Genomic DNA, 22,833 nt, shown 5'->3' with positions numbered 1-22,833 from the left:
TGTTCGGTGAGACAGTATTCGCGGACCTGAAAGCCCCACCGTCATGAACCCGGCAGAGCCGATCCGAGATTTTCGAATACAGTGCGGCTCCTTGATTCCCGGCAGGTTCGTCAACCTGGCTGAGGTAAATTCAGACATCCAGATCGATATCCGTTATGCCGGTTTCAGTAATTTCGTCGGAAGCCCGCTGGATGGGTATGCGAGTCCGCTGTGCATCGTGACCTGGGAGACTGCGGACGCGCTGGCCGAAGCGCAGCGGGATCTGTCGGCGCGCGGGTACGGTCTGCGGGTCTATGACGCGTACCGGCCTGCACGGGCGGTGGCGCACATCGCCCGGTGGGCGGCCGATCTGGACGATCAGCAAACCAAGAAGGAATTCTATCCGGACGTCGACAAATCGCGTCTTTTCACTGACGGCTATATTCATGAACGGTCGGGCCACAGCAGGGGGAGCACGGTTGATGTGACCCTGGTTTCGGCATCGGGTGATCCGGTGGATATGGGGACTGGTTTCGACTGCTTCGATCCGCGTTCTCACACGCTGTATCCGCGGATTGGGATCGAGCAGCGGGACAACCGGCTCGTGTTGAAAGGCGCGATGGAGCGGGCGGGTTTTGTGAACCTCGCCGAGGAGTGGTGGCACTACACCTTCCGGCCGGAGCCGTTCCCCGACACGTACTTCGACTTCCCCGTCTCGCCCGTGTCGCTGGGCGTCGCGTCATCCCCCTGATCCTCCGATCGGCCCTGCTGCGGGCACCAGCCGGGCAGGTGGGATGGAGTGCTGCCCCTTTTCCCTTCTGAGCTGTACGAGGAGTCATCCATGGTGCGTGGACTGCTGGCAATGGCTATCGCGGGTGATCTGCCGGGCGGTCGTGCGGCCTGCCGAGGTGGTCTGCCGGCCGTGGATGCGGCAGGTGCCGCGGTGCGCGCTGGGCTGTCTGAGGCCGTGGTGGACCTGGAGGCCGTCGCCCACAACACGCGTGTGCTGGCCGCACACGCCCGGGGTGCGCTGATGGCGGTGGTCAAGGCTGACGGTTTCGGCCACGGTGCCGTGCCGGTGGCGCGTACTGCCCTGGCGCATGGAGCGAGCTGGCTGGGGGTGGCTTCCACGGCGGAGGCGCTGGTCCTGCGTGAGGCGGGGATCACGGCGCCCGTGCTGGCCTGGATGCATGTGCCGGACGAGGACTTCACCGACGCGCTGCGGCAGGGGATCGATCTGTCGGTGGCCTCGGTCGCACACCTGCGGGCGATCGCCGCGTGCGCCGACACGGTGGGCACTGTGGCAGCCGTTCATCTGAAGGTGGACACCGGTCTGCACCGCAACGGGGCCTGCCTGGCCGACTGGCCGCGGCTGGTGGAGGCGGCCGCGGAGCTGGAGCAGCACGGCCTGGTCCGTGTCCGTGGCCTGTGGTCGCACCTGATCCACCCCGACGACCCCGCCCACCCCGCCACCGCCACCCAGGTCCGCGCGTTCGAGACCGCGGCGGACCAGGCCCGGGCCGCGGGACTGCGGCCGGAGCTGCTGCACCTGGCCAACTCGGCCGCCGCCCTGGCGGCCCCGGAAACCCACTACGACATGGTGCGCGCGGGCCTGGCCCTCTACGGGATCGAACCGGTCCGGGGCAGCGAGTTCGGGCTGCGGCCCGCCATGACGTTGCGCGGCCGGACCATCATGAGCCGCACGGTCGAAGCGGACGAGGGCGTCTGTTACGGGCACGACCACACCACCACAGCGCCGACCGCACTGGCCTTGGTGCCGCTCGGCTACGCCGACGGCCTGCCCCGCACCGCATCCGGCAAGGCCGAGATCCAGGTCGGCGGAGCGCGTAGGCAGGTGGTGGGACGGATCGCAATGGACCAGTGCGTGGTCGACACCGGAACGGAGCAGATGGCCATGGGCGAGGAAGCGGTCGTGTTCGGCCCCGGGGCCGGCGGTGAACCGACTGCCGTGGACTGGGCTGTGTGGGCCGGAACCACTGCGCACGAGATCCTCACCGGAGTCGGTCCTCGTGTCCCCCGCCGCTACCTGCCGGCGCAACCTGCCTCGGCAGCCCGCGTGGATCCGCGGCTGCGGGTCGCCGTCCTGTTCGGCGGTCCCGGCGGCGAACACGACGTCTCCTGCGCCTCCGCCGCGGGAATCGTCAGCCACCTGGACCGAACCCGCTACGCAGTGCAGCCGATACGCATCACCACCGACAGAGCATGGATTCCCGGCCCGGAGGACCTCCCCGCTGGCAGCTACCTCCCACACGACCTCGCCGACCTCACTCCGGCCGGCTCGGCGAGCGCCTGGGACAGCCTGCAGCAGGTGATGCCGGTACTGGCTGCCGCGGACGTCGTGCTGCCGGCGCTGCACGGTCCGTTCGGTGAGGACGGCACCGTCCAGGCGCTCCTGGAGACCGTTGGCGTGCCGTACGTCGGCAACGGGGTGGCGGCGAGTGCGATCGGCATGGACAAGGACACCACGAAGCGCATCCTGTCTGGCGGCGGCCTGCCCGTCGCCGACTGGACCCTGCTGCGGACCAATGACGATGAGCTCCCGGATCGGGAACGGCAGCGGCTGGGGCTGCCGGTGTTCGTCAAGCCCTCCCGGGCCGGCTCCAGCATCGGCGTCACCCGCGTCGAGGACTGGAACGGTCTCAAGGCGGCCCTCGCCGAGGCCTACATGTGGGACGGCAAGGTGCTGGTGGAGGAAGCGGTGCACGGCCGCGAGGTCGATGTCGCCGTTCTGGAGCACCCCGACGGCCGACTGGAGGCCGGTCCTCCGTTGGAGATCGAGGTGTGCGGCGGGCAGTCGTTCTTCGACTACCAGGCCAAGTACCAGGACAAGGCCACCCGCTTCACCATCCCCGCTTGTCTGGCCCCCGCCATGACCGCCGAACTGCAGCGGCTGGCGGTGGAGGTCTTCGAAACGCTGGGCTGCTCCGGTCTCATCCGCGTCGACTTCTTCCTCCGCAACGGCACCGAACCCGTGATCAACGAGGTCAACACCTTCCCCGGCTTCACCGCCGCCTCCCAGTACCCGCAGATCTGGGCCGCCGCCGGCCTCCCCTACCCCCGCCTCCTCGACACCCTCATCCAAACAGCGCTCAACCAGGCAGACAGCCCACAGACACAGACGCTGCCCAACACGCCGTCAAGCGTGACCCCCTGAGCGAAGAACCGTCTACGCGCCCATGAGTACCCACCCTCCACTCAGACCTGCACCGCGGAGCCCGCATGCCCCGTGACACCCCTAGGCCCCTGCACTACGCCCATCAAACAGCACGGCGTCAACGGCTCTTGGCTGTCCTGCCGGCCCTCACCGCGGTGCTGTGCACCGCGGCCCTCGCACTCTCCCTGGTGGCGTTCGGCCGTCCCGCATCCGCGTCCGCGTCCGAAGTGGTGCGCGCTTTACCGGGCACCCCGCCGAGCTCTGCCTGGCCCGCAGCCGGTCAGGCGGCACTTGCCGTTGACGGTGGGGGCCAGTACACCTCCTCCCCCGGCCAGGACCCGGTGCCGACGGCCAGCACGGCCAAGCTCATGACCGCCTACGTGTTCCTGTCCCGCTACCCCCTGGCGCCCGGGCAGGCCGGGCGCTCGTTCACCGTCTCCGCCGACGAAGCGGCCCGCTACCCCGCCCGTCTGGCCCGGTCGGAGTCGGTGGTCCCGCTCCGGCCAGGGCAACGTATGAGCGAACGTGAGGCACTTCAGGCGCTGCTGGCGGCCTCGGCGAACAACGTCGCCGACGAGCTCGCGCGCTGGTACGGATCCGACCCCGTCGCCTTCGTCGCCGAGATGAACCGCACCGCACACCGGCTCGGCATGGACGCAACTCACTACACCGACCCCAGCGGCCTGCACACCACCAGCATCACCACGGCAGCGGACCAGGTCCGGCTCCTCCGGGCGGCTCTGCGCCTACCGGACTTCGCCACCCTCGCCAGCTCCTCCTACACCGACATCAACGGGCACCACCACACCAACACCAACCCCCTGCTGGGCCGCGACGGGGTCTTCGCGGGCAAGACCGGCACCACCCGGGCCGCAGGGCACAACCTCGTCTTCGCCGCCCGCCGCGAGACCACCGCCGGCCCTCGGATCATCGTCGGCGCCGTGCTCCACCAGCCCGACACCGCCACCCTGAAGACGGCCGTCCAGCACCTGATCACCAATTCCCTCGTCACCGCTCCCGTCGTCCGCAAAGGCGAAGTACTCGCCTGGGCACACGATGACTGGGGCCGCAGCACCGCCCTGCACGCCGCGCGCGACCTGCTCGTCACCGCACCACCCGGCTCCAGCGCAACCCTGGCCATCGAGCCCACCACCGCCCTGACCAGCAGCGCCCCCGCAGGAACCACAGCGGCGCGAGCCGTCGTCACAGACATCCAGCCGACCGACAACAGCCGCACCAGGAACGCATCCGGCGCACCAGCGACAGACGAAGACCACCACCCGGATGAACGCGCAAGCATCACCCTCCAGACTCAGACACCGCTGCCCCGCACCCCACCCCTGATGTGGCTTCCCCTGCGCCCCCTGGCCTGGCTGACCGAGGCGGTCACCCCATGACCCGCGCCAATTCCGGAATCCGCAGCCCCCGGCCGCGGACGGCTCTCCCCGCCCTCCGCCCCAGACCGCTTATGGCCACTGGAAGCAGTCAAACTCTTCGAGGCCCTCAATGAACCGCCACCCGGCGCCTGTCGGCGAAGCCCCGCTCTCAGCAGTTACGTCCCCCGTCCGGGCGAAGCAGCTACGGCGGTTGCACGAGCTCGATGCTCTGCGCATAGCCGCGGCAGTAGCGGTGATGATCTACCACTACACCTTCTCCGGACCGGCCGGAGGGCTGACCAGCCTGTCATTTCCGGGGCTCAGCCAAGTCACCCGGTACGGGTACCTCGGCGTCGACGCCTTCTTCATGATCAGCGGATTCGTGGTCCTGCTCAGCGCGTGGAACCGCACCCCCAGCCAATTCCTGGCCTCCCGCGCGGTACGCCTCTACCCGGCCTACTGGGCCGCGGTCACCCTCACAGCCGTCGTGTGCCTGGCCCTCGGGACAGGGCGGTTCTCCGTTTCCGGCACCCAGTACCTGGCGAACCTGACCATGTTCAACGCGCCGCTGGGTGTGGCGAACATCGACGTCGTGTACTGGACGCTGTGGGCGGAGCTGCGGTTCTACCTCGTCGTCCTCGCACTCGTCCTCATCGGCCTCACCCGGCGGCGCGTCACCGCGGCCTTGTGGGCCTGGCTGGGAGCGGCGGTCCTCATCGAGACAGGGCTCCTGCCCACCACGGCCAGCCGGGTGCTGGACGTGTTGGTGCAGGCGCAGTGGGCGCACTACTTCATCGCCGGAATGGCGCTGTGCCTCCTGCACAAGTACGGCCCCAACCGCTCCGTCCTCGCGCTCGTCCTGGCCGCCTTCGGCAACGCCCTCTACCAGGGCCTCGCCTTCGCCCGCATGGTCGGGGCGCGTTACAGCGAAGCGTTCAGCCCCGCTGTCGTCGCCGCCGTCATCACCGTAATCTTCCTGGTCATGGTCAGCATCGCCCTGGGATGGACCCACCGCCTGGGCCGGCCCTGGTTCGCCAAGATCGGCGCCCTGACCTACCCGCTGTACCTGCTCCACGCCTACATCGGGTTCATCCTCTTCAACCAGCTCCACACCAAGGTCGACCCGTACATTCTCCTTGCAGCAGTGAGCATCACCATGATCGCCAGCGCCTACGCACTGCACCGATGGATCGAAGAACCGGTGGCGCGGGTACTTCGTAGGCTCCTGCAGAGCAGGGCCGGCCCCCGGACAGCGGCCACGGGCCGAAGTACCTGACTCAAGCGCACTCGACAGGCATCCACCGGCGGCGCTCCATGAACGCCTCGGCTTGGCGTACTACTTCCTTCAGCCGGGGCTACAGGTACACGCGCGTCCTGCTGACCGCCGTCCGGCGACGGAGCCTTCCATCCGGCCCGCTCCGGCAAGCCGTTCATTCCTCCGCGCCATCCTCGTCGGCATCGAGCCCGGCCGCCTCGGGGTCACGGAGCGGCCTCAGACTGCCGCCCGCCGGGAGAGCACGTTGCCCAAGCGACCCGTCCAGCAGGCGTAGCCCCCAGACCGAGGGGTCAGGCGGCCGCGGTGAAGCCGGCGGCGGCCAGATCCTGGTCGCGTAGCAGAGCGAAGTCGACGTCCAGCTTGGGGTCGTACGCCTCCGGCTGGATGCCGAGTTCGTGGGTGGAGTACTCGCCGAACCGGTTGATGTGCTCGGTCAGGTAGGGGGAGATGTGGGCCAGGTCCTCCGGCTCGATGGTCCAGCTCTCTTCCAGTAGCTGCCGCACGATCTCGGCGATGTCCAGGGCGTTGTGGAAGATCACCGCGTTCGTGAGCAGCGCGTTGAACTTCATCGCCTTCTCCTGCTCGACCGGGTCGTTGTCCGCGATGACGCCGCGGTTGCCGAAGCCGATCCACTGCGAGAAGCCGTTGAACGCCTCGGCCTTGTTCGTCGCCGCGGTGACCCGCCGGCGAAGCGCCGGATCGGAGAGGTAGCGCAGCAGCTGGACGGTGCGGATCACGCGGCCGACCTCGCGGAAGGCGGCGTAGGTGGCGTTCTTCTTGGAGCCCGAGCGCAGCCGCTTGAGCAGCGTGGACGAGGAGATCGCCCCCTCCCGTACGGAGAGGGCGACCTTCATCAGGTGGCGGAACTGGGACTCGATCAGGTCCCAGTCGATGACGTTCTTCCCCACCTCGCCGAACAGCGCGTCGATGTGCACGTACTCGGTGGTCTTGCCGGGCCGGTAGAAGGCCAGGCCCTTCCAGTTCCTGATCCTGGGCATGAGATCGAAGCCCAGCAGGTGCGCGAGCGCGAACACCGGCTGGGACTGGCCCTGGGTGTCCGCGTGCACGGTGGTCGGCTTCACCTCGGAGGAGTTCTTCAGCAGGCCCTCGATGATGTACACGGCCTCCCACACCCCGCACGGGATGAAGTGGGTGAACAGCGCGACATAGGTGTCGGAGATGTGGTGGTAGGCGATCCCGCCCGGCTTGCCGTACCGGACGGAGGTCTCGGCGAGCAGGTTGTCGAGGTAGGTGTCCATGTGGGTGCCGTCGGCCGCCACGGTGGTGCCGTCGCCCCACGCCTGGGAGATGTCCAGGCGGGCGTGTGCGTTGACCAGGTCGGCGATCGCCTCGTTCAGCAGCACGATGGAGAAGTGCCGGTTCGCCGTGTACGCCAGCTCGTGGCCGGAGACGCCGGGGATGTGCCGGGCGGCTTCGTACGGGCCCATGTTGGTGCCCTTGACGAAGGTGGTGAGCACGTAGCGGCCGAAGGGATCGTCTAGTTTCGGCTCGTTGCCGGACGCCGGGCCGAAGCGTTGCCACCAGTCAACCCAGTACGCGGTCCTCGCCACGATCCCCATGAGGGAGCGCTCCGGCATCCGGGCCTTGATCTCCTGCTCCAGGCGCCTCGCCGAGGGCCGCTGCCCTTCCGAGCGGTGCGGCTTCAGCGACGGGATGCCGGTCTCGGGGTCAATGACCAAGCCCTCGTTGTCCGGGTACCCGGCGTCAGCTGCCGCTGCGGCCGCGGTCAGCTTGTCCTCCAGCTGCCGGCGGAAGGAGACCGCGTCGAACACGGCGGTCTCGCCCTCCTCGCACAGGCCCACCTCGACCAGGTAGGTGCCTAGCTTCTCCTGCACGACCTCCCAGTCCAGCAGCTGCTTGGACCAGTCCGCGTACTCCTCCGAGCCGACCACCGCGACGTCGCCGGTGCGCAGCTCCTCGGCGAGCGCGGTGAAGACCATCGCCTCGAAGTGCTTGCGCACGAACTGCCCCGTACGGGTCTTGTCGACCACGGCCTTGCGCCAGTTCTGCGTGGCGAAGGAGATGTCCACCTCCTTGCCCTCCTCGTCGAAGGCCGTGATGTACTCGCCGCGGGCGGCCTGGTGCCGCATCGCGTGCGCGAGCGCGTCCAAGACCCGCCGGTCCTCGGACGTCTCGGTGAACTCCAGCTTCTCGGCCAGGTCGAACATCACCGCGCGGTCCCGGCCGATCTGCCCGTACAGCAGCACCTCCCAGAAGTTGCCATGGTGGGCGGAGACCTTCTCGATCTGCTCGTACTGCTGGTCGAACCCACCGAGATCCTCGACCGCCTTGGTGACGGCGCCGAGCCCACCGGCCTGCACCAGCAGGGCCTTGGCCATCGCCAGGACCGCCGGGGAGACCTTGCCGCCCAGCCGCTGGGCGACCTCGTCCACCGGCGCCTCGTCATCCAGGCCCTCCAGAGCCTCACGGACTTCGGCGGTCATGGCCGCGGCCTTCTGGACCGCCTGGTGGGCGGGGCCGCCGTTGTCGATGTTCTTGAGCACCGTGCGGTAGTTCCCGATCAGAGCCTCGACGATCTCCCGCTCGGCGAGCCGGATCGCCTCCAGCTCCTCCTTGGCCCTCTTGATCTTCGCGGCCACGCGCTTGGTGAACATCGTCGCCAGGTCGTCGCGGACCCGCATCCGCGCCTTGTGAGCCAGGCACGCGATCAGAGCGATCTGCTTGGTGGGGGCGTAGTCCCGCAGTTCCGAGGCGTCCGCCGCGTCCGCCTCCCCGGCAAAGTCGGTGATCTTCCCCGTGGCCACCGACTCCATCCACACCGACGTGTCGCCGAGCTCATCCAGCCAGTCCAGGCGCTTGGCCAGGTTCTTGAAGTGCGACCAGGTCGGCCCCTTGGCGGGCTTCTTCAACCGGTTGAACAGCGTCGTGCCGTCCGAGTCGCGTTCCTCCAACAGCCGCAGCAGCCCGGCCCGCTGAACAGGGCTCATGCGGTCGTGGATGCCCTCGCGGATCGAGGCGTTCACCTCGGTGCGGATCTTCGAGGCCATCTTGTCGAAGGTGGAGAACCCGGGCAGTTCCAGCCCGGCCTCCACGACCCTCTCCAGCGCGATGTTGATGAGATCCGCCGGCCGGTTCTTCGCGGCGGCCTCCTTGCGGATCGACCGCTCGGCGATCCGCCGGGCCTCGCCCTGGTCGTACTGCACGCCGACCTTCTTGCGGACCAGTCCCCGGTGGTGCTTGACCGTGCGCCCCGACCGGTACAGCGGCAGTGTGCCCTCCGGCAGCTCCACCTGGCGCCGCACGAACTCCACCACCTGCTCCGGCACATCCTCCAGTGCGGGGAAGCAGCCCATGCGCTGGTACGACTTCAGCATCAACAGCAGGGCCAGCAGATGCTCGTCACCATCCGTCGCATCAGCCGCCCACTGAAGCTCATCACGAGTCGGCGAGAAGAACAGATGCAGCTCATGCGCGGTGATCAGCCGCTTGAACCGCGGGTACGCGGTCCGCTCGATTGAGGTCACAATCCCGCCCCCGGCCCAGACGACAACATCACGACCAACGACACCGAGCCGAACGGGTGACGGGATCGAGGCGCTCAGGGCTTCAAGATCAACTCATTGCCCCTTTGACCCATATCTCGGCGATACCCCTGCGTTGGCCGCCGCTTTCCTGATCGCACCGGACCCTTGCTCGCGTTTCAAAATATGGGGAGGCGGGGCCGGTCATTCTCCTCGTGGCCGCCACGCGGCGGCCTGGCGTGCGGAGCTGTTCGATCCCCAGATCCAGGCGACGAGCGCAATGGCGGCCACGGCGAGCGCGCAGCCGGCCAGCAGGTCGTCGGTGATGTACGAGGCGCCGCCGGCGGTCTTGGGGAAGGCCAGCCAGACGCCGATCGTGCATCCGGCGAGCCCGGCCAGGGAGAGGGGGACGAGGATCGTGAAGGCGGCGGTGGACCAGTAGACGCGATGGTTGCCCGCCAAGCCGGTCAGTGGGGCGAGGGCGCGACCGTGCCGCAGGAACTCGGCCAGCGCGCTGAGGGCGGCGGCCGCTCCCAGGACGGAGATGCCGCAGCGGCCGAAGAGGGTGATCCAGCGGCCCTGGAGCCGGTTCACGGAGGCCGCGGTGAGCCATTCCCCGCCGATGGTGTCGACGTCGGCACCCAGGGGGAAGACCTGGTAGGCCAGTTGCCTGGTGCCTCTGACCGAGAGGTCCACGCCGCTTCGGGAGACCAGCACGGTCTGGGTGAGGCCGCCCTCCGCTGCCTGCTTGTTCGCGGGCTCGGCCCGTTCGACGACCAGGGTGCCATCAGGTCCGCCGTACCAGCCCAGCAGCTCGCGCAGTCGGAGATCGTGCGGCGCACCGTCCAGGGCGGTCGGCGAGGCAGGGCAGTCGAGTCCTACGACCTGCAGCGCGGGACAGTGGCCCCGCACGGTGACGGACTCGTCCTCGGGAGAGACGCTGAGCGCGATCACCTCCACGTCCCCGGGCAGCGCGCGGGTGAACGCGGCCAGCTGCTCCGTGGTCGCCCCGCGAGGCCGGAGGACGAGCGCACTCTCGCCAACGCGCTGCACCGTGGCCTGCGCCGCGCGGGCGGCATCCCCGAACTGGCCCTGCCAGGCCACCACCTGCAGGAGCAGCCCCAGAGCGACCACGACGCCCGCGGTCATGCGGGCGACCGGTCCCGGGTGGGTGGCAGCCCTGCGCCCCGCGATCAGCAGCCCCGGCTTGCCCCACCGGTGACCGGCCCGGCCGAGTGCCCGGCCGAGTGTGGCGGTGAGCACGGCGATGGCCGCGGGGAGCGTGGCCAGGGTGCCGGCCACACCGGCCCAGTTCGTCATGACGTACGCGTTGGTACCCGGCTCGAAGAGGTCGGGCCCCCGGACGGCGACCAGCAGCAGCACCGGGCAGGCCACCGCCCACCGCACGGGCGACCTGCGCGCGGCGCGCGGCCGGTTGCCGGAGGAACGGCGGCTGCGGCCGAACCGGTCCGTCACCACCACCACGGCCAGGACCACCAGAAGAGCGGCGAGTACCGCAAGGACGAGCGCCCACCACCGGCCGGCCAGGTCCCCGGCCACGACCACATGCCCTGTCCAAAACAGCCGCAGGTCGACGGAACAGGCCAGGGCGACGGCCCCCAGCGCCACGGCACCGCCGACGGCAACGGGCGTCAGCGCCTCACCTGTCACGATGAGAGCGCGATGGCGGGTGGTGCCGCCAAGCACCTCGACCAGTGCCGTTCGACGGTCCCGCTGATGGGCCCCGGAGCGCGCGGCCACCGCGAGGAGCACGAAGGCCGGGAGCAGGAGCAGCAGGAGCGGCATGACCTGGAAGTGCCACTGCTGCTTCGCGTATTCCGTCTGCCCCGTGAAGTAGTAGACGGGGCCCTCCTCGGGGCCGTACCCGACGATGGGCCTGGCATCCTGCCCACTCGGTATCCGCAGGGGCCTGACGTAGGCGAGAAGCTCGTCGGGGGACTGGAGCCCCTGTGCCGAGATGGTCCCGACGTCCCGCCCGTACCGCGTACGGATGCCCTCCGCCTCCCCGCGCTCCCGCAGCGCCGGAGAGAGAACCGCCTCACCGGGCCCGGGCCAGGCCCTCACCCCGGGAGGCAGCGGTGCGTCGTCCGTGAGGGGCACGATGAACTGGACCGTGAAAGGGCCACTGACGCGCAGTGCGTCGTTGGCCACCGCCCACAGCGCCCGCGCCGGCCGCTCCTTCGCCTCCTCTTGAAACACCGGCGCACGGCTGAAACCACGCGCCTCCTGACCCTCGTACGTCGCATCGACGGCGACCAGCGACGCCAAGCCCAGGGCCACCGCGACGGTCGCAACCAGCAGCGCGACGAACCGGATGCGGCCCGCCTCGGCCCGCCGCCCCGCCTGACGGCCCGTCCGCACCAACTGCCGACCCAGGCCCCACCCGCTCATCGACGGGTCCCAGTCGTATCGCCTACCTGCCTCAGAACCCGTCGGCCAGCGCCAGCACCCGGTCCGCACGCCCCGCCACGGCCGGATCATGAGTGACCACCAGCAGGCCGCAGCCGTGCCGCGCAGGCATGCCGAAGAGCACGTCCGCGACCCTCTCCCGGGTCTCGGAGTCCAGAGCTCCGGTCGGCTCGTCCGCCAACAGCAGAGCCGGCGAATTGATCAGCGCCCGGGCGACCGCCGTCCGCTGCCGCTCACCACCCGACAACTCCTCACTGGTCTCCGCCTCCGGCACACCCAGCTCGCCGAGCAACTCACCGGCCCTCGCATACGCCTCCTTCCTTCCCACACCGGCCAGCAGCGCCGCGAGAGCCACGTTGTCGAGAGGGGAGAGTTCGGGCAGCAGCTCCCCGAACTGGAACACCATGCCGATCCTGCTGCTGCGGTGGCGCGCCAGCGCCTTGCCGCGCAGGCGGAGTACGTCGGCCTCGGCGACGCACACGGCACCGCCGCCCTGCGGCTGCACAAGGCCCATCACGCAGGACAGCAGCGTGCTCTTTCCCGAGCCGCTCGGGCCCGTGATCGCAACGGACTCACCGGCCCGCAGATCAAGTTCCAGCGACCTGAACAGCACCCGGCCCGCAATGGTGTGCTCCAGGCCTTCGATTCTCAGCACCGACTCGGTCACGGCGCTCACCCCCCACATCCGGGCATCACTCGTCCCGGTTCAGCGATCTCACCCCGGCATGGCGCAGGGGCGGCACGCAGAGCGCGCCGCCCCTGTCAGAAGTCAATCACTCACCCGGTTCAGCCGATCAACGGTAGGACCACGCGGAGCACTCATCGGGCTGGAAGTTGATGGCCACACAGGCCTTCAGCGCCCGGACGTAGTTGGTCGAGTCGAACGGACCGTAGACGATGGTGCCGTAGCCGCTGGAGTTGCGCAGCTCGTGGTCGTCCGTGTACCGGCGGTGGTACTCGGAGTAGACCTCCCGGCTGTCCGCCTTGGCGTCCTTGACCGCCACCTGGCCGTTGGTACCGCGGCTCCAGGCTTCGGACCCGTTCCTGTAGGCGTACATGTCCCCCGCGAAGGCCGGCGAAGCGCCGACCAGAGCAGCACCGATGATCGTCAGTGCAGCGATCTTCTTGCCACGAGTCGTGCTCATGGAAATCCCTCCCCTGTTCGTACGGCCCCAGCGGGCCGCACGCCTAGGGCGTGTTGTGAAAGTGCTGGTCACAGCCATTCGTTGATGGCTGCGACCAGCACTGTCGCTTCGAAACGGACAGCGAGTTTGTCGTACCGAGTGGCGACGGCACGGTGGCGCTTGAGGCGGTTGATCCCGCACTCGACCGCGTGCCGCTGCTTGTAGTCGTCCTTGTCGAACTTCGGCGGGCGGCCGCCGTGCGATCCGCGCTTGAGGCGGTTGCGGACCCGGTCCGCCGGGATCGGGATGGTGGCCTTGATTCGGCGTCTGCGCAGGTAGGAACGGTTGCTGCGGGAGTCGTAGGCCTTGTCGGCCCGGACCCGGTCTGGCCGCTTTCGTGGCCTGCCCAGGCCGATCCGGGGCACCCGGATCGCTTCCAGAACCGGCTCAAACTGGGGAGAATCACCCCGTTGCCCGGCCGTGATCACTACTGAATGCGGCTTCTGCCCCTGCTCGACAGCGAGGTGGAGTTTGCTGGTCAGCCCGCTGCGGGAGCGTCCGAGGCCGTGGTCGGCCGGCTCGACGAAGACGCCGCCGGGTTCCTCGCCCGCTGGCAGGCATCCGAGCCGGACCCGCTCCACGAGCCCGACGCCGACCGCACCGGGGCGGGGGAGTAGTGCTCATGTCCACGCGCTCCCGCCACTGCCCGTACGAGATCGGCGACACCATCACCGGCACCACCTACGTCACGCCCGACGACCGTCGTCGCGGCATCCGGCCGGGGCCGTTCACCGGTCGCGTGGTGCAGGTCGGATCCGGCTGGGACGGCGTGGACTCCGACGCGGCCTACCTGTGGGCCCGCCTCCCCAGCGCCCGCGAGGTACAGGCATTGATACAGGACTGCGTGCGGTTACCACGATGAGCAGGCCCCGCAAGGCACGCCCGGACCATGCGCCACGCCATTCCGAGGCCGAGGCTCCGCGGCCTGACCACCAGGGGCTTGCCGCTCGGGCTCAGTCCGCCCCGGCTCGACGGTCCGGACCTTTCGACCTGGTGTTCTGCCACGTGGTTCTACGATGCGGAGGTGACGGAGATGCTGCCCCCCGCGGTCGACCTCTTTGATGTTGAACGGCTCCTGCTCACCGAAGGTGAGGAGCCTGTGCTGTCACCCTCAGACGCGGCGGCCAGAGATCGGGTGTGGAGCAAGGCGGTTCAGGCGAACCCGGCTCTCTTCGATGGTCCTGCGGTGGCCTGCGCGGAATTGCAGTACAGGGAGCCGGGCGTCGTGCGTCTGTCCTGGGTGCGGGTCACCTACCGCCACTACGCCCTCCGCCGTGTGCCCGGTGCCACAGCACTGCCATCGCTGTTTGTGAACGTGGTTCAGCCCACGGTTGACGGTCGATTGCTGGTGGCCAGGATGTCGTCCTCCACGGCGGCTCCTGGCCGTTGGCAGCTGCCGGGTGGGTCGGTGGAGCCTCCGCAGACTGGTGAAGGGTTGGAGGAGTCAGATTTGGCGGTCCAGGCTGCTCGGGAGCTGGCCGAGGAATTGGGGCTCGATGCCGGCGCGAAGGCGCTGAGGCTCTCGGTCGTTACCCGAGGCGAGAACGGCAGCGTCGGCCTGACCTACCTGGCTCCGCCCCTTGCGGAGCCAGCCGTACGCGCCGCGTTCAGCGCCGCTGCGGCGGCCGAGCGCGCTCAGGGACGTGAGCCCGAGCTCGCCGACATCGCCCTCGTCCGCTCATCCCAGGAGCTGGCCAACCTGCCAGGTCCGCACGCGGACTATCTGGAGCCGATCATCCGGCGCTTCGCTGACGGGCCCTGAAGGCTGCCGGCCGGGTTCAGATACCGGCGAGAAGCTCGCGGCCGCGTTCGTCGAGCTCCGCCACGCACCGCAGACCGCGGGCCCGGAACCGTGCGAGGTCGCCGCGCATCCTGGAGACGGCCTTGCGGGTCCGTACGGAGCGGACGCCGTCCATGTGGTCGATGGCCTGGTGCCAGGTGGCGCAGGCCTGCTCGATGCTGCCGCGCTTGAGGTGCATCTCGGCGCCCGCGACGAGGTCCAGGGCGACGATCCGCGCGTAGGTGGAGGACGGGCGCGCTGTGGCGGCTAGCGCGTACTGTTCGGCGGCGGCGCGGTGGTCGCCGATGGTCTCGTGGACCTTGGCGGTGCGGGAGTACACGGATGCGGCCGGCGGCCCCCAGGCCAGCGCCCAGAACGGCACCTCGTCCCCGGGGGCGCCGGTCAGGAGGGTGCGGGCGTGGTCGGCGGCGGCCAGGGCCGCGCGGTGTTTGCCGCTCTTGGCGAGGGTGTGGGCGTGGACGACGCGGAAGAGGGCTTCGGTCTGGGCGTCGACGTGGTCCTTGGCGCGGTTCAGGCCGGTCTCCGCCAGGCCCAGGCAGTGCTCGGGGCGGTGGAGTTTGAGGCCCTGCATGGCCATGGTGCGCATCACGAAGCCGTCGTGCCCACGAAGACCGGATTCGGTGGCCAGGGCGTAGGACTGGAGGTAGTAGCGCTGGGCGAGGCCTTGCTGGCCGGCGTCGTAGGACTTCCAGCCGAGTAGGTGCACGCCGCGGCTGGCGGCGGAGAGCATGTGCTGGCGGACCTCGTCGGTGCGGAATCGGGCCCGGCACAGCGGGGCGACGTCGTCGCGGAGGTAGGTGACGAGCGCGCTGCGGCCGTGCTGTCCGCCGTGGCGTTCGTCCATTTCGGAGAATGCGGTGATCATGTCGCGGACGGCGGCGACCTCGGCCATGCCGACGGTGTGGCCGGTGCGGGCCGCGGCGGTGCGGGCGGCGATGTCCTGGACGTGGGTCAGGGGTAGGGCGGCGGCGGCCACGGAGTAGGCGGATGCCGTCAGGAAGCGGCGGCGGTCCAACTCGTACCTCCACATGGGCAGAAGGGCGTCCAGGGGGTCGTTCCCGAGGGACAGTCCGATGGTGTCACTTTCGGCCTCGGCTGGGGAGGGCAGTCCGAGGTCGGCGGGGGTCAGCAGACGGCCCAGACGTCGGGAGAGGGCGACCGCGAGGAAGCGGGGGGTGTCCCCGCGGGGTGCGGAGCCGCCGATCCAGTGCTCGATGTTCGACTTGTTGGTGCGTAAGCGGATACCGCACTCGGCTGCGACGGCGCAGACGGCCTTGGCCAGCGCCTCGTAGGTGAGGCCGCATTCCGCGACGAGGGCTCTGAGCTGGTCGTTCGGCGTGCGCGTGGTCATGGCACCTGCCTGGGATATACGCGATATACCGCTTGGCCTGCCCGCCACCGTACCGCTGCGCGGCGCCCGGCGGTTGACTCTTCATCAGGCCCGAGCCCGGCGGCCGGCAGCCAAATCAGCGCCGCCCCGGATCTGCTCCCGTGCCCACGTCTGCGAGCCCTACGGATGCCCCATGCCCTGGGAGGGATCTTCATGGATGAGCCGGATGACCGCTGGATCGCCGCCACCGCGTCGGCGCTGCTGGCTGCGGAACACGAGAAGGTACCGGCCGAGCCGCTGACCCGGCACCGTCCCGGCCTGCCGCTGGAGACCGCCTACCGCATCCAGGCGGCCACCGTGGCCCGGCACGTGGCCACCGGTGCCCGCGTCGTCGGGTACAAGGCCGGCGCCACCTCGAAGGCCATTCAGGAGCAGGCGGGCGTCGACGAGCCGGACTCCGGTGTCCTCCTGGACGACATGGTGCTGCCCACCGGCAGCACCGTGCACCGCTCCGCGCTGATGCAGCCGCGGGTGGAGGCGGAACTGGCCTTCCGGCTCAGCAGCGACCTGTACGGGCCCGGCGTCGCACTGGAAGAGGCGCGGGCGGCGGTGAAGGAGGTGTTCCTCGCCCTGGAGGTGATCGACACCCGGTTCACCGGCTGGCAGATCACCATCGCGGACAGCATCGCCGACAACGCTTCCTGCGCCCGGGTGGTCACCGGCCCCATGGTGCCCATCGACGCGGACCTGGACCTGGCGGCCGAGCCGCTCGTCGTCAGCGTCAACGGCACCGCCGTCGCCACGGGCGAGGGCCGGGCGGTCTTGGGCGACCCGCTGCTTGTCCTGGTCTGGCTCGCCAGGCGGCTGCACCGCTTCGGCGAAGGCCTGCGGGCCGGTCAGCTGGTCCTGGCAGGCGCCGTACACGCGAGCCTTCCGCTGGAAGCCGGGACCACGGTCCGCGCCCAGTCGCTGCACCTGCCGCCGGTCGAACTGCGCGTCCGGTAACCGGACCAGCGCCGCTTCCCTGCGCACTCACTCTTCCGTTGAACGAAGGAGCGGCCGATGGCTGCTGAAGAACGAAAGCGCGTCGCCGTACTCGGCGCGGGTCTGATCGGGGTCGACCTCGCAGGCAAGATCACTCGGTCGTCGAAGCTGGAACTGGCTCTGGTGGCAGGCCGCCGCGACAGTCTGGGCCTGCGGCGGGCGGCAGAAAGGGGGCACCGCACGACTGCCGGCGGCGTCCGCGCCGTGGTGGAGGCGGGGGCGTTCGACGTCGTCTTCGACGCCACCAACGCCGACAGCCACGCCGAGCACTGGGCAGCGCTGCGGCCGACCGGCACCACCTTGATCGACCTGACCCCCACGGGTCTGGGCACAGTCACCGTACCGGGCGTGAAGGGGCACGGCTCGGCTGCCCACCGGCATCTCAACCTCGTCAGCTGCGGCGGGCAGGCCTCCATCCCGATCCTTCACGCCATCGCCCAGCGCTGCACCCCCACTTACATCGAGGTGGTCTCCACGGGGGCGAGCGCGAGCGCCGGTCCGGCCACCCGCCTCAACCTCGACCAGTACATCGCCACCACCTCGGCCGCGATCCGGACCTTCACCGGCAGCCGGGAGGCGAAGGTGATGGTGAACATCAGCCCCGCGCGGCCCGCCCCGCCGTTCCGGGTGGCCATGACCGTCCTCGCCGACAACTTCCGTCCCGCGCCGGTGCGTACGAGCATCGCGGCCGCCGCCGACGCCGTCCGCGCGTACGTGCCCGGGTTCAAGGTGACCTCCCTCGCGGTGGACCCCGGCCGGATCCAGGTCGTGGTGGAAGTGACCCCCTCCGGCCGCCATCTGCCCCGGCACGCCGGAAGCGTCGACATCATCAACGCCGCCGCCGTCCTGCTCGCCGAGCAGTCCGCCGCCTCCCGATGAAGGGACCACGCCCGTGAACAGCACGCCGAACGAGCCTCGGCCCCCCGTTCTGATCCACGACCCGACCTTGCGCGACGGGCACCACGCGGTCGGCCACCAGCTCGACGCCGACCAGCTCCGCGCCTACGCCACCGCCGCGAACGCGGCCCGGGTTCCGGTCGTGGAAGTCGGCCACGGCAACGGCCTGGGCGCCTCCAGCCTCCAGATCGGCCGCGCCCTCCTCGACGACGCCACGATGCTCACCACCGTCCGCGAGGCCCTCACCTCCTCGAAGATGGGCGTCTTCATGGCCCCCGGCTGGGGCACCTCCGACGACCTGACGGCCGCCGTCCACCTCGGCGCCGACGTCGTACGGATCGCCGCGCACTGCACCGAGGCCGACGTCACCGAACGCCACCTCGGAACCGCCCGAGCCATCGGCGCCGAAGCCCAGGGCGTCCTGCTCATGAGCCACATGGCCAGCCCCGCCTGCCTCGCCGAGCAATGCGCCCTCATGGTGACGTACGGCGCGCAGGCCGTCGGGATCATGGACTCCGCCGGCCACTACCTGCCCGGCGATGTGATCGAGCGGGTCCACGCCATCGCGTCGGCGGTGGACGTCCCGGTCATCTTCCACGGCCACAACAACCTGGGGCTGGCCGTGGCGAACGCGCTGGCCGCCGTGGAGGCGGGGGCGTCCGTCATCGACGCGACTGCCCGCGGGTTCGGTGCGGGAGCGGGCAACACCCAGCTCGAAGCCCTCGTGGTCGTGCTGGAGCGGCGCGGCTTCGACACCGGGATCGGCCTGCGCGAGGTCCTGTCCGCTGCCGATGTCGCCGCCGACCACCTGATGAAGGCCCCGCCGTCCATCGACTCCATCGCGGTCGCCGGCGGCCTGGCGGGGGTGTTCTCCGGATTCAAGCGCCCCGTCCTGGAAGCCGCTCGCGCCGAAGGCATCAACGCCATCGACCTGTTCCTCGCTCTCGGGGAGCGGCAGATCGTCGCCGGGCAGGAAGACCTGATCGGCGACGTCGCCCGGCAGCTCAAGGCGGGCTCTCGATGACCGCGGCCGCCGTGGTGGCCGCGGTCGGCTCCGCCCTCCCCGCGTCCGTCGTCTCTAACGAGGACCTGACCGCGCGCCTGGACACCACCGACGAGTGGATCCGCTCGCGGACCGGCATCACCCGCAGGCACGTCGCCGGAGCGGAGCAGTCCACCGCCGACCTCGCCGTCCGGGCCGCAGCCCAGGCCCTGACCGGCGGCGAATCGGAGCACGTGGACGCCCTGGTCCTTGCCACGACCACGCCGGACCGCTGCTGCCCGGCCACCGCGCCCGCTGTGGCCACCCGCCTCGGCCTCGTCGGCATCCCCGCCTTCGACCTCGCCGCCGGCTGCACCGGCTTCCTCTATGCCCTGGCCACCGGCGCCGGACTCATCGCCGCCGGAACCGCGCGCACGGTCCTGGTCATCGGGGCGGACCGCCTGGCCAGCCTCCCCCACCCCGACGACCGGACCACCGTCCCCCTGTTCGGCGACGGGGCCGGCGCCATGCTGCTCCGCCACGGCACCGCAGACGAGCCGGGGGCGCTCGGCCCGGTCCTGCTGGGCAGCGACGGCACCGGCGCGGACCTGATCAGCGCCGACCACGCTGGCGCCCTCCACATGGACGGAGCCGACGTCTTCCGCCACGCCGTCGACCGCATGGCCGCCGCCTCCCGACAGGCCGCCGCCGCTGTCGGCTGGAACCTCGGCGACGTCGACCGGCTGGTCCCGCACCAGGCCAACCACCGCATCACCTCCTTCGTCGCCCGCCGGCTCGGCGTCCCCGAGGACCGACAGCTCAGCAACGTGGCCGAGGTCGGCAACACCGGCGCCGCCTCCATCCCCCTGCTGCTGGACCGCGCCCGCGCCGACGGCCGCCTGGAGGCCGGGCACCGCACCCTGCTCACCGCGTTCGGCGCCGGACTGACCTGGGGCGCCCTCACCCTCACCTGGCCCGACCTCACCCGCACCCGCCTGGAAGGAGCCCCGGCATGACCGGCGACCTCGCCCGCATCCTGACCGACGACCTGAAGCTGCCCGCCAGCCAGCTGACTGACGACGCCAGCCTCGACCAGGCCGGCTTCGACTCCCTCGCCGTCGTCGAGCTCTCCGTCCTGCTCACCGACCGGTACGGCATCGACGTCACCGACAGCGACATCAAGGACGCCGCCACCCTCGGCCAGCTCGACCTCCTCATCACCACCAAGCGCAACGGAAGGTAGACCACCCCATGACCCACAGCCGCCGGCCCGGACGGGCCTGGATCATCACCCCCGGCCTGCGCACCGACCGCTTCGAAGCCGCCCGCACCTGCGGCGCCTCGGTCGCCGTCGTCGACATCGAGGACTCCGTCGCCCTCCCCGACAAGCAGGCCGCCCGCACCGCCTCCGAAACCTTCTTCACCCTCCCCGAACCGCCGCCGTGCACGCTCGGGATCCGCATGAACGGCCTCACCACCCTCGACGGCATCAAGGACCTCGTCGCCCTCGCCGCCTACACCGCCCGCCCCGACCTGATCGTGGTCCCCAAGGTGGAAGCGGCCCGCGACGTCGAACTCGTCGCCGCCGCCCTGGACGCCGACGGCTACACCCCCGACATCTGGGCTCTGATCGAAAGCCCCCGCGCCTTCGACCACCTGCCCGAGATCATGCGCGCACCCCGCCTCGGCGGCGTCATCTTCGGCTCCGCCGACTACGCCGCCTCCGTCCGATGCGGCCTGGGCTGGGACGCCCTCCACTACGCCCGCTCAGCCCTCATCAACGCCGCCACCGCCGCGAACATCCCCGCCATCGACGCCCCCACCTGGGAACTTGACGACCCCGACGCCCTGCGCCGCGACGCCGAACGCGCCAAAGAACTCGGCTTCTACGGCAAGGGCTGCGTCCACCCCCGCCACGTGCAGGTGATCGACGACGTCTTCACCCCCACCGCCGAGGAGATCGCCGAAGCCCGCGCCATCGTCGCGGCCGCCGACGCCAGCGGCGGTACGGTCACCACCGTCGACGGACACATGCGCGGCACCCCCTTCTTCAACGCCGCCCGCGCGCTCGTCGCCGAAGCGGACCAGACCTCATGAACACCGCCCTGCCCCACGGCTACCGCGCCATCAACGACGACCGGATCCGCGAGAACGTCGGCCTCTCCTACGGCGAGCTCACGCCGGGCCTGGTCGTCGAGCACCGGCCCGGCCGGACCGTCACCGAACTCGACAGCCTCCTGGGCGCTGCCCTGAGCGGCAACGTCGCCCCCATCCACACCGACGCCCACTACAGCAGCCAGACCCAGTGGGGCCGCATCCTGGTCTGCTCCGGCGTCACCCTCAACCTCGTCGCCGGCATGACCGTCCGCAGCATCAGCGGCCTGACCATCGCGAACCTTGCCGTCGACCGCGTGCGCTTCACCGCCCCCGTCCACATCGGCGACACCCTCTACGCCGAAACCCAAATCCTCACCCGTCGCCCCTCGCAGAGCAGCCCCGGAAACGGCGTCATCACCTGCCACACCACCGCACACAACCAGACCGGCACAGCTGTCATGGCCTTCAGCCGGACCTTCCTGGTCCCCCTGGACGCCGACGCCGTCCGCGACGCCACCCACTACTAGAAGGGCGGTCCCGTGAACCATCAGCTGACCTTCACCGCGGCCGACGACGGCCTGTGGGAGCAGTACGACCAGCTCGCCGCCCGCGCCTACGGACATCGCATCGCCGACATCACCCACCTGCGCGAGCACGCCGACCTCCGGGTAGCCGTCCGCGGCGGGAGGGTCGTTGCGGGCGGCCTCGGTCTCCTCGTCGACCAGTTCTTCGGCGGCGCCCCCGTGCCCAGCGCCTGCCTCGGCGACGGCTGCGTGGCCCCCGAAGAACGCGGCGACCACCTGGCCACCGACATGGTCACCGAGCGCCTGCGGCCCCTCATCGACCGCGGGGCGGTGATCTCCACCATCGTCACCTCCTCCACCGGCTACGCACGCCGCCTCGGCTGGGAGGCCCCCGTCGACGTCCTCGCCTGGTCTGTGGCCACCGACGACCTCAAGAAGTCCTTCACCAGCGAGGACTTCGACATCGAGCACGGACTTACCGACGAAGCCGAAGCCCTCCAGCAGCAACTCGCCCGGCAGTGGAACGGCCCCGTCCACCGCCCCGCCTGGTGGACCCGCTGGAAGCAGGACAAGAGCAACCTCACCACGTACCGCTTCGCCCGCCCCGGCCTCCCCACCGCCGGCCTGCTCACCCTGACGACCAAACGCCACGAGCGCCACGGCATGAGCCTGGTCGTCCACGACTTCTGGGCCGCCAGCCAGCCCACCGCCGCCGCAATGCTCGCCTTCCTCGGCCGCCACAACACCCGCGCCCGCACCATCACCTTCCGCCGCGGCGCCCTCCCGCCCTACCCCACCCTCCTCCACGGCCTCCGCCACCACCACACCACCGCCGAGTCCTGGCACCCCTGGATGCTCCGCATCCTCGACGCACCCGAAGCCATCCGGCTGCGCGGCTGGCCCGCCGACCTCACCACCACGATCCACGTCGAGATCGAGAACGCGACCGGCGAAAGCTGGGACCGCTGGCTGCTCAACATCAAGAACGGGTCCGCGGAACTCACCCCCACCTCCGCCCCCGGGCAGGTGACCCTGAGCCGGAGGCAGCTCGCGGTCTGGTACGCCGGCGGCTACTGCACAGCCACCAGCGCCGGCATGGCCGGAGTCCAAGCCGTCTCCGAACACGCACTCACGAGCCTCATTCGAAGCACGACGGTCCATGCCCCATGGCTCCCAGACCACTTCTGAGCTCGTGATCTTCATCCCCGAGGCTGAACTTTACGGAACAGACAACC

The 22,833-nt window shown here is 70.2% G+C and carries 20 protein-coding genes and 1 pseudogene; 15 read left to right on the top strand and 6 right to left on the bottom strand.

Features of this window, described 5'->3' with window-relative positions; genetic code table 11:
* The first annotated feature begins 43 nt into the window (after positions 1 to 43).
* The 4 genes from ACIF6F_RS30395 (at position 44) to ACIF6F_RS30380 (ending at position 5,806) form a co-directional block, all read left to right on the top strand.
* Complete coding sequence (locus tag ACIF6F_RS30395; RefSeq protein WP_399953965.1) at positions 44 to 730, top strand: M15 family metallopeptidase; 687 nt, start codon at positions 44 to 46, stop codon at positions 728 to 730.
* A gap of 192 nt (positions 731 to 922) precedes the next feature.
* Positions 923 to 3,154 carry an alanine racemase gene (gene alr / locus ACIF6F_RS30390; RefSeq protein ID WP_399953962.1) on the top strand — a complete coding sequence of 744 codons (2,232 nt, stop codon included), beginning with the start codon at positions 923 to 925 and terminating at the stop codon, positions 3,152 to 3,154.
* 128 nt (positions 3,155 to 3,282) lie between these two features.
* Positions 3,283 to 4,551 carry a D-alanyl-D-alanine carboxypeptidase family protein gene (locus ACIF6F_RS30385; protein ID WP_399953958.1) on the top strand — a complete coding sequence of 423 codons (1,269 nt, stop codon included), beginning with the start codon at positions 3,283 to 3,285 and terminating at the stop codon, positions 4,549 to 4,551.
* Positions 4,552 to 4,741: 190 nt separating this feature from the next.
* Positions 4,742 to 5,806 (top strand): acyltransferase family protein, encoded by a 1,065-nt coding sequence (locus tag ACIF6F_RS30380; RefSeq protein ID WP_399953955.1) that lies wholly within the window; start codon positions 4,742 to 4,744, stop codon positions 5,804 to 5,806.
* 290 nt (positions 5,807 to 6,096) lie between these two features.
* On the opposite strand, the gene ACIF6F_RS30375 is transcribed toward ACIF6F_RS30380, so the two are convergent.
* The 5 genes and pseudogenes from ACIF6F_RS30375 to ACIF6F_RS30355 form a co-directional block, all read right to left on the bottom strand.
* Positions 6,097 to 9,312: a Tn3 family transposase gene (locus ACIF6F_RS30375; protein ID WP_399953952.1), complete on the bottom strand. Its 3,216-nt coding sequence runs from the start codon at positions 9,310 to 9,312 to the stop codon at positions 6,097 to 6,099.
* A gap of 201 nt (positions 9,313 to 9,513) precedes the next feature.
* Positions 9,514 to 11,721, bottom strand: a complete 2,208-nt coding sequence (locus ACIF6F_RS30370) for an ABC transporter permease (RefSeq protein ID WP_399953949.1) — start codon at positions 11,719 to 11,721, stop codon at positions 9,514 to 9,516.
* A gap of 31 nt (positions 11,722 to 11,752) precedes the next feature.
* A complete protein-coding gene (locus ACIF6F_RS30365; RefSeq protein ID WP_399953945.1) occupies positions 11,753 to 12,424 on the bottom strand; it encodes an ABC transporter ATP-binding protein in 672 nt (223 codons plus the stop codon).
* Positions 12,425 to 12,533: 109 nt separating this feature from the next.
* The gene (locus ACIF6F_RS30360; protein ID WP_399953942.1) at positions 12,534 to 12,884 is read right to left on the bottom strand and encodes a hypothetical protein; all 351 of its coding nucleotides are present in this window, start codon (positions 12,882 to 12,884) and stop codon (positions 12,534 to 12,536) included.
* A 68-nt stretch (positions 12,885 to 12,952) separates the two neighbouring features.
* A pseudogene (locus tag ACIF6F_RS30355) lies at positions 12,953 to 13,435 on the bottom strand (IS5 family transposase); the annotation flags it as partial.
* Between ACIF6F_RS30355 and ACIF6F_RS30350 the strand changes: the two are divergent.
* The 3 genes from ACIF6F_RS30350 to ACIF6F_RS30340 all read left to right on the top strand — a co-directional run bounded on the left by ACIF6F_RS30350 (position 13,358) and on the right by ACIF6F_RS30340 (position 14,685).
* Complete coding sequence (locus tag ACIF6F_RS30350) at positions 13,358 to 13,540, top strand: hypothetical protein (protein WP_399954240.1); 183 nt, start codon at positions 13,358 to 13,360, stop codon at positions 13,538 to 13,540. The pseudogene ACIF6F_RS30355 and the gene ACIF6F_RS30350 sit on opposite strands and share 78 nt — an antisense overlap.
* Before the next feature lie 5 nt (positions 13,541 to 13,545).
* Complete coding sequence (locus ACIF6F_RS30345; RefSeq protein WP_399953939.1) at positions 13,546 to 13,785, top strand: hypothetical protein; 240 nt, start codon at positions 13,546 to 13,548, stop codon at positions 13,783 to 13,785.
* A gap of 171 nt (positions 13,786 to 13,956) precedes the next feature.
* Positions 13,957 to 14,685, top strand: a complete 729-nt coding sequence (locus ACIF6F_RS30340; protein ID WP_399954225.1) for an NUDIX hydrolase — start codon at positions 13,957 to 13,959, stop codon at positions 14,683 to 14,685.
* Between the two features lie 16 nt (positions 14,686 to 14,701).
* Here ACIF6F_RS30340 and ACIF6F_RS30335 read toward each other — a convergent pair whose 3' ends face one another.
* Complete coding sequence (locus ACIF6F_RS30335; protein WP_399953936.1) at positions 14,702 to 16,075, bottom strand: hypothetical protein; 1,374 nt, start codon at positions 16,073 to 16,075, stop codon at positions 14,702 to 14,704.
* A gap of 192 nt (positions 16,076 to 16,267) precedes the next feature.
* On the opposite strand from ACIF6F_RS30335, the gene ACIF6F_RS30330 reads away from it, so the two are divergent.
* The 8 genes from ACIF6F_RS30330 to eis are packed head-to-tail and all read left to right on the top strand — an operon-like array spanning position 16,268 to position 22,786.
* Positions 16,268 to 17,059: a 2-keto-4-pentenoate hydratase gene (locus tag ACIF6F_RS30330; RefSeq protein WP_399953933.1), complete on the top strand. Its 792-nt coding sequence runs from the start codon at positions 16,268 to 16,270 to the stop codon at positions 17,057 to 17,059.
* A 57-nt stretch (positions 17,060 to 17,116) separates the two neighbouring features.
* Positions 17,117 to 17,977: an acetaldehyde dehydrogenase (acetylating) gene (locus ACIF6F_RS30325; RefSeq protein WP_399953930.1), complete on the top strand. Its 861-nt coding sequence runs from the start codon at positions 17,117 to 17,119 to the stop codon at positions 17,975 to 17,977.
* 13 nt (positions 17,978 to 17,990) lie between these two features.
* Complete coding sequence (gene dmpG / locus ACIF6F_RS30320; RefSeq protein ID WP_399953928.1) at positions 17,991 to 19,019, top strand: 4-hydroxy-2-oxovalerate aldolase; 1,029 nt, start codon at positions 17,991 to 17,993, stop codon at positions 19,017 to 19,019.
* Positions 19,016 to 19,993 (top strand): beta-ketoacyl-ACP synthase III, encoded by a 978-nt coding sequence (locus ACIF6F_RS30315; RefSeq protein WP_399953924.1) that lies wholly within the window; start codon positions 19,016 to 19,018, stop codon positions 19,991 to 19,993. The genes dmpG and ACIF6F_RS30315 overlap by 4 nt, the downstream gene beginning before the upstream one ends.
* Positions 19,990 to 20,220: an acyl carrier protein gene (locus ACIF6F_RS30310; RefSeq protein ID WP_399953921.1), complete on the top strand. Its 231-nt coding sequence runs from the start codon at positions 19,990 to 19,992 to the stop codon at positions 20,218 to 20,220. The genes ACIF6F_RS30315 and ACIF6F_RS30310 overlap by 4 nt, the downstream gene beginning before the upstream one ends.
* An 8-nt stretch (positions 20,221 to 20,228) precedes the next feature.
* The gene (locus ACIF6F_RS30305) at positions 20,229 to 21,074 is read left to right on the top strand and encodes an HpcH/HpaI aldolase/citrate lyase family protein (protein WP_399953917.1); all 846 of its coding nucleotides are present in this window, start codon (positions 20,229 to 20,231) and stop codon (positions 21,072 to 21,074) included.
* Positions 21,071 to 21,601: a MaoC family dehydratase gene (locus ACIF6F_RS30300; protein ID WP_399953914.1), complete on the top strand. Its 531-nt coding sequence runs from the start codon at positions 21,071 to 21,073 to the stop codon at positions 21,599 to 21,601. The genes ACIF6F_RS30305 and ACIF6F_RS30300 overlap by 4 nt, the downstream gene beginning before the upstream one ends.
* 12 nt (positions 21,602 to 21,613) lie before the next feature.
* Positions 21,614 to 22,786, top strand: coding sequence for an enhanced intracellular survival protein Eis (gene eis / locus ACIF6F_RS30295; RefSeq protein ID WP_399953911.1), 1,173 nt, complete (start codon positions 21,614 to 21,616; stop codon positions 22,784 to 22,786).
* The last annotated feature ends 47 nt before the right edge of the window (positions 22,787 to 22,833 follow it).

Source organism: Streptomyces sp. NPDC086023 (genome assembly GCF_044540325.1).
Classification (GTDB): Bacteria; Actinomycetota; Actinomycetes; order Streptomycetales; family Streptomycetaceae; genus Streptomyces.
The sequence above is the reverse complement of the archived record's forward strand: the minus strand, read 5'-3'. Positions and strand labels throughout refer to the sequence as shown.